We start from the raw sequence: 12,164 nt of genomic DNA, 5'->3' as shown, positions 1-12,164 counted from the left end.
GCCCGGAACGGAGTTATTTGGGCGATTGATCGCCATCGCGCGGCGCATTGAGCATCCGCTCTACATACCGCGCGATCAGATCGATCTCCAGGTTCACCCGCACCCCGTCGCGCAGATGCTTGAGCGCCGTCACTTGCACGGTATGCGGAATCAGATTGATCGAAAACTCGCAGCCATCGTCGCGATCGTCGACGGAATTCACGGTCAGGCTCACGCCATTGACCGCAATCGACCCCTTGTAGGCGAGATAACGGCCAATCTCGCGCGGCGCCAGAATACGCAGCTCGTGCGATTCACCAACCGGCGCAAAACGCGTGACGGTGCCGAGTCCGTCGACGTGTCCGGACACGATATGGCCGCCGAGCCGGTCATGCGCGCGCAGCGCTTTCTCGAGATTGACCTCGCCGGTTTCGCCGAGACCGGCCGTACGGTTCAGGCTTTCGCGCGACACGTCGACCTCGAACGAATGAGCGGTCTTCGCGACCACCGTCATGCAGGCGCCCTGGATCGTGATGCTGTCGCCGAGCTGTACATCGGCGAGGTCGAGGCCGCCGGCCTCGACGTTCAGGCGTACGCCCGCGTCGCCGCCTGTGCCAAGCGGCTTGACTGATTCGATGCGGCCCACTGCCGCGACGATTCCCGTAAACATCGTGCTAGTCCTTGATTATTTCGAAACGGTGGGGGACACGGCGTCGGTCCCGGGCGCGGCTGTCGGCGCGAAGCGCGCGAGGATCCGCAGATCCTCGCCGATCCGCTCGACCGTATGGAACGTCAGCCTCACGCGGTCTTCGAGCAGGTCGGGCGCGGCCAGATTGAACATGCTCATCGAGTCCGTGCCGAGCAGGCTCGGTGCGAGATAAACGAGCAGTTCGTCGACGCAGCCTTCGCGCAGCAACGAGCCGTTCAGCTTGTAGCCGGCCTCGACGTGCAATTCGTTCACATTGCGCTCGCCAAGCACGCTCAGCATGCGCGGCAGATCGACCTTGCCGGCGGCGTTCGGCAGCGGCACGATCTCGGCGCCGCGCTCGCGCAGCGCGCCCGCGCGGTCTTCGAGACGCGCATCGAGATGACCGCAGAAGATCAGCGTCGGCGCGCCGGCGAGGATCTGCGCGTCGAGCGGCACGTCGAGCTGACTGTCGATCAATACGCGGTGCGGCTGGCGCGGCGTATCCACGGCGCGCACGGTCATGCGCGGATCGTCCTCACGCACGGTGCCGATGCCGGTCAGGATCGCCGATGCGCGCGCGCGCCACGCGTGGCCGTCGGCGCGCGCGGCCGCGCTCGTGATCCACTGGCTTTCGCCCGACGGCAAGCCGGTGCGGCCATCGAGCGATGCCGCCACTTTCATGCGCACCCACGGACGGCCGCGCGTCATGCGCGACACGAAGCCGATGTTCAGCTCCCGCGCTTCGTTTGCGAGCAGCCCGCAGCGAACTTCGATACCGGCCTCGCGCAGCATCGCGAGACCGCGGCCTGAGACTTGCGGATTGGGATCTTCCATCGCCGCGATCACGCGGCCGATCTGCGCTTCGATCAGCGCGTTCGCACACGGCGGCGTGCGGCCGAAATGGCTGCACGGTTCGAGCGTCACGTAGGCCGTCGCGCCGCGCAGATCGTGGCCGCGCGAGCGTGCATCCTTCAGCGCGCGAATCTCGGCGTGATCCTGGCCGGCCGGCTGCGTGTAGCCTTCGCCGATCACCTCGCCGTTTCTGACGAGTACGCAACCGACGCGCGGGTTCGGATCGGTCGTGTACATGCCGCGCTTCGCAAGCGCGAGCGCGCGTTCCATGTGGACGAAATCGGTTTGCGAGAACATCGGTGTCCGTTGTAGTGCGGTGTCTGGGTCGTGCGGGTCGCGGCCTTTGCTTCAGCCCTGCAACGCTGCGAACGCGCCGCGCGCGGCGTCGATCGTCGCGTCGATCACCGCGTCGTCGTGCGCGCTCGACACGAAGCCCGCCTCATAGGCGGACGGCGCGAAGTACACGCCCGCGTCGAGCATCTTATGGAAGAACGCGTTGAAGCGCGGCACGTCGCTGTGCGTGACGTCGGCGAAGCTGGTCGGGATCGATTCGCGGAAGTAGAGGCCGAACATGCCGCCGAGCGCATCGGCCGCGAACGGCACGCCCGCTTCGCGGGCCGCCTGCGCGAGGCCTTGCGCGAGACGCGTGGTGCGCGCGGCGAGCGTGTCGTAGAAGCCGGGCGCCTGGATCAGCTGCAACGTCTTCAGGCCGGCCGCGACCGCGATCGGATTGCCGGACAGGGTGCCCGCCTGATAGACGCCGCCGAGCGGCGCGAGATGAGCCATGATGTCGCGCCGGCCGCCGAAGGCCGCCGCCGGCATGCCGCCGCCGATCACCTTGCCAAGACACGTGAGGTCCGGCGTGATGCCGTAGAGCTGCTGTGCTCCGCCGAGCGCAACGCGGAAGCCGCACATGACTTCGTCGAAAATCAGCACCGAGCCGTACTCGGTGCACAGGCGGCGCAACGCCTGCAAGAATTCGGGTGTCGCGCGCACGAGGTTCATGTTGCCCGCGACTGGCTCGACGATCACCGATGCGATCTCGTTGCCGAATGCCTTGAACGCTTCTTCGAGTGCGGCGACGTTGTTGTATTCGAGTACGGTGGTGTGCCTGGCGATATCGACCGGCACGCCCGCCGAAGTCGGATTGCCGAAGGTCAGCAGACCCGAGCCAGCCTTCACGAGCAGGCTGTCCGCATGGCCGTGATAGCAGCCCTCGAACTTGACGATGCGGCTGCGGTTCGTGAAGCCGCGCGCGAGACGCAGCGCGCTCATCGTCGCCTCGGTGCCGCTCGACACCATGCGCACCTGTTCGATCGACGGCACCAGCTTGCAGATTTCCTCCGCGATCTCGACTTCCGCCTCGGTCGGCGCGCCGAACGAAAAACCATTGGCGAGCACGCGCTGTACGGCGTCGAGCACTTCGGGATGAACGTGGCCGAGGATCATCGGCCCCCACGAGCCGATGTAATCGGTATAGCGCTGGCCATCCGCGTCCCAGAAGTACGGACCTTGCGCGCGCTCGATGAAGCGCGGCGTGCCGCCGACGGAACGGAAGGCGCGCACCGGCGAATTCACGCCGCCGGGGATGGTGCGTTGCGCGCGTTCGAAGAGGATTTCGTTTCTGGACATGGCGATGGCTGGGATAGCTCGAATAGGGGTTGCGCAGCGGCGCAAAGGGCCTTGGACGATTCCCGCGGACCCTTCGCGCGATGCTGGGATGGATCGAGAAATTGTACCGGAGTCGGCGGTGGCGGGCTCCTCGGGCGGACGGTTGCGGCGGCGCGTGTTGTGCCTGCCTGTTCGGTCAGGTCATCGCCGGCGGCTTGCGCTTGCCGGTCAATTCGGCCCAGCGCTTCTCCAGCGCGCCCTCGGCGATCGGCTTGATGCTCGTGCCGGAACTTTGCGCATCCCACGTCTGTACCGAGAACGGATGCGCACGCAGTTGATCGCGCGTGATCACCGGTGCGTGATGCGCATCGACGAGCCAGTCGTAGACGAAGTCGATGCACAGCCGGTAGCCGCGTTTGGTCGACGCGTCGGGGACTTCGTAGGGGGCGCGCGTCACGTAGCCCGAGCCGAAGATACCCTTCGGTTCCTGCGCGACGCGATGCAGGAATACGCGATCGCCGGGCAGGATGCCGCGTGCGAAGCCGCAGCCCCAGGCGTCGGCAACCGCCTCGCCGGCGGCCACGCGTTTCGCAATGTCGGGCAACTCGGGCCACGGCCATTTCTTGGGGCTCCAGATCAGCAGGAAGGCGGTCATCGCGGGTTCGAACGGGATCAGGGGACGGGCAGGCGGCAGCTTAACCGATCGGTGGCGAATGCGTCGCGCGGCGCTGTCGCGCAACGTCCACGCAACGCATTCAAGGCGTAACCAGCCGGTTAACCGTCGCGTACAATCGAGCCCGTCAGCTGCCGGCCGTTTCCGCTTCACCTGTTCCGCAGCCGTTGCCGGCGCGGCGTTCCATTCGGATTTCCCATGTCTCACGTCGTCAAACGCCGGCCCGATGGCCGGTTGATCCTGTTGCTCGGCGCGCTGGCCGCGTGCGGGCCGATATCCATCGACATGTATCTGCCGAGCCTGCCGACCATCGCGCAGGCCTTCGCGGTCAGCACGGGCGCAGCGCAATCGACGTTGACGAGCTTCATGTTCGGCTTCTCGATCGGCATGCTGCTGTATGGTCCGCTGTCCGATACGTATGGCCGTCGGCCGATCCTGCTTGGCGGCGTCGTCATGTATGTGCTCGCGAGCATCGCGTGCGTGCTGTCGTTCTCGATCGGCTCGCTGGTGGGCTTCCGCTTCCTGCAGGCGTTGGGGGCGGGCGCGGCATCGGTGCTCGCCCGTGCGATTGCTCGCGACGCGCACGAACCGGGCGACGCGGCGCGCGTGCTGTCGATGATCGCGATCGTCACGTCGATAGGCCCGCTGCTTGCGCCGCTGATCGGCGGGCAGTTGCTGCTGCTGGGGGGCTGGCGCGCCGTGTTCGTCGCGCTGACGCTGTTCGGTTCCGTGTGCGCGGTGACCGCCTTCCTGAAAGTGCCGGAGACGTGGCCGCGCGAGAAGCGCGCGCAGTCGGCGCTGCTGAAGTCGTTCGGCGCGTATGTCGCGCTGTTGCGCGATCCGGTCGCGTGGGGGCACATGCTGTGCGGCGGCATGGCGTTCGCGTCGATGTTCGCGTACATCACGGCGACGCCCTTCGTGTACATCGAATATTTCCATGTGTCCGCGCAGCACTATGGCTTTCTGTTCGCGCTGAACATCGTCGGCATCATGCTCGGTAATTACCTGAATACACGGCTCGTCGGACGGCTCGGACCGGTGCCGATCATCTCGTACGCGGCGACCGTGAGCTTCGTCGCCTCACTGTTCGTGTGCATCGTGTCGCTGACCGGATGGGGCGGCTTGTGGTCGATCGTGTTTGGCCTTTTCTTCGTCGTCAGCGTGGTGGGCGTGTTGTCGGCTAACTGCACGACCGACCTGATGCATCGTTACCCGCTCAACGCGGGCGCCGCGGCGGCCGTATTCGGCGCCGTGCAGCTCGCGCTTGGGGCGTTGTCGAGCCTTGCGGTCGGACTGTTGCATGACGGCACGCCGAAGGGCATGGGTATCGTAGTCGGTGCCGCGGGATGCTTGTGCCTTGTCGGACGCAGGCTCGTGATGCGCTGGCACGCGACGAAGTCGCCGGTTGCGGCTGTGTGAGCGGTGTGAATACGACGTGAAAACCGTATGACGCTCGTGCTACTCAGGCGGTGCGCATCGGCCAACGCGTGAATTCACCGGTCGCCTATGCGGAAAACACCTGGTGTTGCGCGCGTGCCACCGTGCTTCGCGGTTTGCATTGCTATGATGAAGCCACTGTTCCTCGGAGCGGCAATCATGGCGATCAAAGACCTGATGAACGGCGAACGGCAACAGGCCGCATTCGCGGAAGCGCAACGGCTGGCCGACAGCGGCGCTTATTACGATTACACCGACATCGAATATGTCTTGCGCTTTGATCATGGTCTGACGGATGTATCGGCTTTGCTCGATAGCCAGCTGATGCATCGCGACCTGAACCGTCGTTGTGCGGACGCGCGCGAGAAGCTCGAGATGGCGGACGTGTGATGCCTGCCGCACCGTGCGCATCGCGGCGTTGAACCGCTGCGGGAATTTCACTTCCGGAATGATTGATGACCGACAGCACGCGCGTCCGACGATTGCCACACACCGATAAGCCCGCCGCGCTCGGGAAACCCGGCGGTCACTACAGTCATGTCGCGGTTGCGAATGGCTTCGTGTTCGTGTCCGGATAATTGCCGATCAATGCGCAAGGCGAGAAGCTCGCCGATGCGTCATTCGACGCGCAAGCGGAACGGGTGCTGGCCGATGTGAAGGCGGTGCTCGAAAGCGTCGGCAGCAGCGTCGGGCAACTGGTGCAGGTGCGCGTGTATGTCGTCGATGTCGAACATTGGGCGAGCTTCAATCAGATGCATGCGCGCTGGGCTGGTGACGCAAGACCGGCGCGCGCGGTCGTGCCGGTGCCGCAGTTGCACGATGGCTTCAAAATCGAGGTTGAGGCGGTGGCGGTGGTGGAGCTCGGGTGGTGCAAGCGAGTACATGAGGCTCCGCGCGCTTTTTCGTTTGTTAGGCCGCACAAAACAAAGCCCGCGTCTGGTTCGTTTCTGGCGAGCGGTCGAAGGCGAAAGAACTACACCGCGTGCCACTATCGAAATGGGCCAGTGCGCTGTTGGCCAAATGACATTGTCATCCCCTCGCAGCTTGAGATCGTATTTCATCGCATGAACCATGTCGCCAAAAGTGTCGCGGTCATACCCCAGCATTTTCGCCGCGTAGTTTGGATCGTTCGTGCGCGGGGCGAGTTCAACGACATCGCCGCTCGGCGGATCAGGCACATACTCAAACGGCTGCGCGTCGCCGAGCAGCGTTGCGGCGCCGCGATTGGCAGTTCTGGCTGCGCGCGCAGCGTCCGCGAACGCATCCTCGAAAAGACCAAAATCCGCATTTGCGCAACCGTCGAAAAAGCAAAGAGCATGGCATTCGCCGCGTGATCCACGGCCCTCTATCGACGCGCACGGTCACGGCTGGAAGCGCGACGCGCAGAAAAAATTCATGAACGGCAGCGCACGCTTGGCAGACTTCGACCTGATACAAGCTCGACCGGTAGACGACAACTGAGGACACCAGCAGCAGCGACGCGGCGAATTATTATTTGACAATCGTTTGCAAATATTCAGAGTGCGCCGCATTGATGCTGGCGCTCGATCCGTCATAAGGTGGTGCGACCTCATCGATACGGAGCGCACCGAGTCCATGACGAGCAAGCCAGTACCGCCTAACCCACAAACGCCATCACCGCCCGGCCTCAGGCAACTGGCATTTGCCTTTCCCTTTCTGCGCAAGGCACAAGGCAAAGCGCGAGCGTCAGTCCCATTCACCGATGAGCACGAGATCTACCGGCTGCTCGCCGAACGCGAGCCGTCCGGTGCGTATCTCGTCAGCCGCAAGGGCATGTGGCATGGCGGGATTCATATCACCGAGGCCGGCGCGGGGCAGGCGTTGGACCTTGACGCCGGATTGCGATGCATTGCGGACGGCGTGCTGATCGCTTACCGCGTCAACCAGGACTACCCGGTCAGCGAGTTGGCAATGGAAGGCCGCGATGCGACGTTTCAGGCTCCCTACAGTACGGGCTTTGCCCTCGTGCGGCACGAGATGGATTTTCCGCGTGGCTCGAAGCTGAGGTTCTACAGCCTGTACATGCACCTGATGTCGAACTCCGACTACGGCAGCAATTTCCCGCAGCGGCAGAAACCGGCGTACTGGTCGCGGCAATGGAAGGTCACTTCGCACGCGCAGGACAGACCGTCGCCGCGTGCTGGACAAACTGTGGACCCGTCGCAGGTCGGGTTGCATGTGCGCGAGAGGCCTGACGGCGCTGTGCTTGGCATCTTGCCGCAGGGTGTGAGCGTGAGCATCGGCAGGAAGGAGAAGGTGCACGGACAGGAGTGGGGCCAGGTGACGGCGCTGCACGGACGACCGCTGTATCCGCCGCAAGCCGGCGGATACGTCGAGCCGCCTCGTGCTATTGGCGGCTGGCTCTATCTGGGTAACGAAAACGGCGGGCCTGCGGTCGAGGAGGTCATCCCGGACTCGATGTTCGACCGGGTGATCGTCACGACGGCTCAGACGTGCACGAAGAGCGATCCGCAAGGCGATGGGGGCGGCATTCCGGTCAGGGCGGGCGAGCTGATCGGCCATCTCGGCCGTTACGACTCATTGAATCAATGCACGTCGGGAACGCGGATGGCGCACATCGAGGTGTTCTGCGACGACAGCATCCAGTCGTTTCTCGAGCAGGGCCGCGCATGGGTCAACCAGCACGGTCCGCACCGGGAGGACTGGGCGACACTGGGCCTGCCCTCGGGGCCGACAATCCTGCGCATCGCACCCGGCACGGTGCTGTATCAGCGTACCGAGGACAACAGGTTTGTCCCCGGCGCTGACCCGCAGTCGAGAAAGACGGACGCTGTTCAGGTGTATTCGCTCGCCGAACTGGCGCGTGACCCGGATCGACGCATTCCCGAGCCGCATCCGCATCCCGATCCAGGTTATCCGGTGAACTGGTGGCATGTCGACGGGGTGAATGCAATAGGTCAACCAATCGACGGCTGGGTGTGCGACTTCAATCATGCAGGTGGGCGGGTGACGCGGGAATTCGCGCAGAAGTGGATCGACTTCGAGTGCATCGCGGATGCCCATGATCCGGCGCACACGATCTTTGCGACAACCCCGGAGTGGGTTGATTATGCGAGCGGCGCCAATGTTGCCGGCCTTGCTTCGCGTTCGAAGCTCAGCCCTTTGATGCTCAAGGTGTACGACGCCCTGTTCACAAGAGGCGATGGCAAGCAGGCGGCTGACGAACTATGCACGTTGGCGCAGAGCGAGCGTGGCGGGTATCCGTGGCTGATGCAGGCGGCGTCCCGGCTGATCGTCAGGCACGAAAGCGAGTGGGCGAACCCGTCGAAGTGGAAGCAGTTGATCGCCGCGCTGGAGAAGCAGACAGGACCCAGGCCGCATCACAAGGAAGAGCAGAAGCGGATCGAGAGGCTTGCGTGGTGGGATGAGGTAGCGGCTGGTGTTTCCGGGTTCCCCGGCTCTGAGGTGTATTACATAAATCCAATTGGGCTGGTGGGGAATTTCCTGCAAGCTACTTGCTCATGTAATAAGAACATAACCGAGGAAGAACTGGACTTGCTCTTGCCGAAAGATGTCAAGGCGAAGGGACTTTTTTATGCTGCTCACGACACATCAGTGCATGGATTTGATAAGGGTAAATTTCTTGATTTGCTAAATCGATACATGCGCGAAAACGATATTATGACCTGCGTCAGAAAGGTGCATTTTATATCTCAAATGCTGCATGAGTGCGATGAGCTCAGAACAAACGAGGAGTATCGCAATAAGGACGGATCGATCCCTTCCGGCTGGAATAACTATCGTGGAGGATCAAACTTCCATGGCCGCGGTTTAATTCAGCTTACGCATGATGCTAACTACTCGTCCTACGGAAAATTTGTTGGCGACGCGACAATTGGAGCCGATCCGAACAAGATAAGTCGCAGCATTGACCACACCACGCACTCCGCCTGTTGGTACTGGAGACAAGGAAGCCATTGGGGCGACATCAACCCGAAAGCAGATCGAAATGACTTTTATGCAATTACGGTTGCGGTTAACGGTGGGTTCAATCATGTAGACGAAAGATTTGTCGCCTTGAATAAATTGGCAAAGCTGCTTGGAGCAAAAAGGTGTACAACAAATCCGGGACTGGTGTTCAATGACTATCAAATGGAAAAGAGCTCACTTTATGGGACTAATTTCTACAAAACCCATTCGAAACGTATCGCGGAAGCAGTGGAGGCGGTTGATGCAAAAAGATCGGCGATTTGATTTCGCAGCAAAATACCTGCTGCTCATCGTTTCAGTTTTCACTATTTCTACAGCGGCGATGGCGGAGTCGGTCCAAGGAAAATTTTACAATAAAAAAAGGTACATTGGAAAGTATCTCGTCGATGAGAGCAGTAATGCGGATGGAGTTCTGGTTAACCCTGTGATTATAAAACTGAAAATCGAAAAAGAAGAAGGACTTTTGCAGTATGCTTATGTTGCGGATGCTCCCCCTTCAATAAAAGCAAGTGACATGGGATTCCTGTCCATTGTGGTGAATTCAGGTGGAATGGAGGGGGCTGTCACATACAATTATGTAATCCCAAATCATGGAGTGCTGACATCAATTGGTACTGTCAAAACGAATCTCCATCTTGGAAAAATCGAAAGCATTGATGTACTGTCAAACAAAAATCTTTCGGTGGATGAGGTTAATTTTTTTGTGAGGCAGATTGTGGAGTTCAATCCGTCAGCATTGTCGGCGCCATTAAACGCATATTCTGCTGCGACGTTGCTCCTACTCGGCCGGGGAAAATTTCTGACGCCAGAGGACGATTTGAGGTTATCAGCCCTTTGCGGGAACAAAGAGATATCCGATGACCCGGTCTTGTTGCGGGCGATCATGAGAGTGATTGGTTGTAGTGCTCAAGCCGACGGCAGTATACCGGCACCAAATAAGAGTGGCTAACACAACCTGGACATGAGGCCATGAAAGCCATATCCTGGCGGCATGTCCAGACGAAAAATCAGTAATGAGCTATGGGCGGCGTTGGAGCCGCTCATTCCGGTGTTCACGCCGTCGCCCAAAGGCGGTCGGCGCAGAACGGTGAATGACCGTGCAGCATTGAATGGCATCCTGTACGTTCTGCAAACAGGCATTCCGTGGGAATACCTACCGAAGGAACTGGGCTTCGGTAGCGGCATGACATGCTGGCGACGGCAGCGTGACTGGCAGGCCGCAGGTGTGTGGGAGCAACTGCATCTGGCGATGCTTCGCCGGTTACGTGAGCATGACCAGATTGATTGGGAACGGGCGAGTCTTGATGCCGCCAGTGTTTCCAGCCCCCGGGGGGCCAGGAGACCGGCCCCAACCCGACAGACCGGGGCAAGCTCGGGTCGAAACGGCACATCGTCGTAGATGCGCGCGGCATTCCTCTGGCCATCACGGTCACGGGTGCCAACCGGCACGACTCGATGGCATTCGAGCCCACGCTCAATGCCATTCCGGCAATGCCGGGTCTGAATGGCCAGCCTCGCAAACGCCCGGGCAAGCTGCATGCGGACAAGGGCTATGACTTTGCACGCTGTCGGCGTTATCTGAGGCAGCGGGGCATCACGGCACGCATTGCCCGTCGCGGGGTGGAAAGCAAGGAGCGGCTCGGACGGCATCGCTGGGTGGTCGAGCGCACCCATGCCTGGTTTGCCGGTTTCGGCAAACTGCGCATTCGTTTCGAACGGCGTCTCGACATTCATGTCGCGTTGCTTTCCTTGGCTGCTGCCGTTATCTGTTCACGCTTCGTTGATGACTTGTGTTAGCGCCTCTAAATGCGGTTACGGCAATTGTCAATTTTCACACCGACAGCTATGCAGAACGGATTGCGAATTTTGAGGTAGTTATTAATCGCGGAGATTTAAATTGAGAAACATTTCATCCATAGTAATGTCGCCCCTGGCAGTCCTCTTGTTTATAGTGAGCATTGGCGCGGATGCGTATGCAGATGAAGCTACTCTGTGCCAGTTACATGAAGAAGTGTATTTCAGCTGTCAGACTGAAAATAAGATAATTTCATTGTGTGCTTCCGGCAATATATCGCCCAACAATGGATATGTTCAATATCGCTTTGGCACGCTCGATCAAATTGAGCTTCAATATCCCGATAGACCATATCCACCAAAGAATCGTTTTTTGATCAGCGATGTTGCCGAGGGGAGTGTAAGCTTCACACACGTTAAATTCAAATCAGGAGAGTACAACTACGTTATCTACCAAGGCTTCCCTAGTGGCTTATACATAAAACGGAAAGGCAAGCTTGTTTCAAATCTAACTTGTGGTGATGGAATCTATCAACGGTTAAGTCAGCGCGCATACCGCGGAATGCGAACAGCTCCACCAGTTGCTGGTGTAGACAATTAACGCTCGCGGTGATGCGATGAGGTGAGGGGTTATATTGCGGGTCTCCCTGCGCCGAATGTCTTCTTCGTCTCCCGTTTCAAGTGCAACACCTCGAATGAGACAGGGCGTTGTGATGAAGAAGGATTACAAGCATTTGAGCGCAGAGGAACGCGCGGCAACCATAATTGAACGTCGAAAGGGCGCGAGCATCCGGGCGATGGCGCTGCTGTTGAGACTCAGCGCCTCGACGGTCTCGCGCGAACTTACGCGCAATCGTTGCGCGGTGGCGCCGTGCTACGACGCGACAGGAGCGGCCTCCCCTCACCGGCTTCGTCACACGTGCTGTGCGCGCGAGGCGCAAGTTCGCCGCTGGCAGTGCCCTGTATCGGAATGTGCACGACACCTGATTTACTGGCGCTGGTCATGCACATGCCGGTCATCTGGCGGCGCTGCCCCGAACGTGCTTCAGTCTGGCGCTAGCCAAAAGGTGAGACACGTCCACCGAGACCGCTCTACCGAGGTTGCCGACCGCGACGTGGGTCATTTGGTAGGTCAAAAAAAGAAAGCCCCGTAAAGCT

General features: G+C 60.5%; 11 protein-coding genes and 1 pseudogene. 8 read left to right on the top strand and 4 right to left on the bottom strand.

Annotation, left to right across the window (positions count from 1 at the left end; translation table 11 throughout):
• Positions 1 to 13: 13 nt before the first annotated feature.
• The 4 genes from LJ655_RS18755 to LJ655_RS18740 all read right to left on the bottom strand — a co-directional run bounded on the left by LJ655_RS18755 (position 14) and on the right by LJ655_RS18740 (position 3,785).
• Positions 14 to 649 (bottom strand): riboflavin synthase, encoded by a 636-nt coding sequence (locus LJ655_RS18755; RefSeq protein ID WP_230562723.1) that lies wholly within the window; start codon positions 647 to 649, stop codon positions 14 to 16.
• Positions 650 to 664: 15 nt separating this feature from the next.
• Complete coding sequence (gene ribD, locus LJ655_RS18750; protein ID WP_230562722.1) at positions 665 to 1,816, bottom strand: bifunctional diaminohydroxyphosphoribosylaminopyrimidine deaminase/5-amino-6-(5-phosphoribosylamino)uracil reductase RibD; 1,152 nt, start codon at positions 1,814 to 1,816, stop codon at positions 665 to 667.
• A 51-nt stretch (positions 1,817 to 1,867) separates the two neighbouring features.
• Positions 1,868 to 3,151, bottom strand: coding sequence for a glutamate-1-semialdehyde 2,1-aminomutase (gene hemL, locus LJ655_RS18745; protein ID WP_230562721.1), 1,284 nt, complete (start codon positions 3,149 to 3,151; stop codon positions 1,868 to 1,870).
• 175 nt (positions 3,152 to 3,326) lie between these two features.
• The gene (locus LJ655_RS18740) at positions 3,327 to 3,785 is read right to left on the bottom strand and encodes a hypothetical protein (RefSeq protein ID WP_230562720.1); all 459 of its coding nucleotides are present in this window, start codon (positions 3,783 to 3,785) and stop codon (positions 3,327 to 3,329) included.
• 216 nt (positions 3,786 to 4,001) lie between these two features.
• Here LJ655_RS18740 and LJ655_RS18735 point away from each other — a divergent pair, with 216 nt between their 5' ends.
• The 8 genes and pseudogenes from LJ655_RS18735 to LJ655_RS30380 all read left to right on the top strand — a co-directional run bounded on the left by LJ655_RS18735 (position 4,002) and on the right by LJ655_RS30380 (position 12,160).
• Positions 4,002 to 5,222, top strand: coding sequence for a Bcr/CflA family multidrug efflux MFS transporter (locus LJ655_RS18735; protein ID WP_230562719.1), 1,221 nt, complete (start codon positions 4,002 to 4,004; stop codon positions 5,220 to 5,222).
• Positions 5,223 to 5,399: 177 nt separating this feature from the next.
• Positions 5,400 to 5,630 carry a hypothetical protein gene (locus LJ655_RS18730; protein WP_230562718.1) on the top strand — a complete coding sequence of 77 codons (231 nt, stop codon included), beginning with the start codon at positions 5,400 to 5,402 and terminating at the stop codon, positions 5,628 to 5,630.
• A 65-nt stretch (positions 5,631 to 5,695) separates the two neighbouring features.
• Positions 5,696 to 6,097: pseudogene (locus LJ655_RS18725) on the top strand (RidA family protein); the annotation flags it as partial.
• A gap of 739 nt (positions 6,098 to 6,836) precedes the next feature.
• Positions 6,837 to 9,476 carry a glycoside hydrolase family 19 protein gene (locus tag LJ655_RS18720; protein WP_230562717.1) on the top strand — a complete coding sequence of 880 codons (2,640 nt, stop codon included), beginning with the start codon at positions 6,837 to 6,839 and terminating at the stop codon, positions 9,474 to 9,476.
• Positions 9,454 to 10,161, top strand: coding sequence for a hypothetical protein (locus LJ655_RS18715; protein WP_230562716.1), 708 nt, complete (start codon positions 9,454 to 9,456; stop codon positions 10,159 to 10,161). The genes LJ655_RS18720 and LJ655_RS18715 overlap by 23 nt, the downstream gene beginning before the upstream one ends.
• Positions 10,162 to 10,203: 42 nt before the next feature.
• A protein-coding gene (locus LJ655_RS18710) for an IS5 family transposase (protein ID WP_230562715.1) occupies positions 10,204 to 11,009 on the top strand; the annotation gives its coding sequence in 2 pieces (ribosomal slippage) (positions 10,204 to 10,534 and positions 10,534 to 11,009; 807 coding nt in all).
• 100 nt (positions 11,010 to 11,109) lie between these two features.
• Positions 11,110 to 11,607: a hypothetical protein gene (locus LJ655_RS18705; RefSeq protein ID WP_230562714.1), complete on the top strand. Its 498-nt coding sequence runs from the start codon at positions 11,110 to 11,112 to the stop codon at positions 11,605 to 11,607.
• A 55-nt stretch (positions 11,608 to 11,662) separates the two neighbouring features.
• Positions 11,663 to 12,160: a helix-turn-helix domain-containing protein gene (locus tag LJ655_RS30380; RefSeq protein ID WP_329959711.1), complete on the top strand. Its 498-nt coding sequence runs from the start codon at positions 11,663 to 11,665 to the stop codon at positions 12,158 to 12,160.
• The last annotated feature ends 4 nt before the right edge of the window (positions 12,161 to 12,164 follow it).

This window comes from Paraburkholderia translucens, assembly GCF_020881035.1.
In the GTDB taxonomy this organism is placed as follows: domain Bacteria; phylum Pseudomonadota; class Gammaproteobacteria; order Burkholderiales; family Burkholderiaceae; genus Paraburkholderia; species Paraburkholderia translucens.
This window is presented reverse-complemented; position numbering and strand designations above follow the sequence as displayed.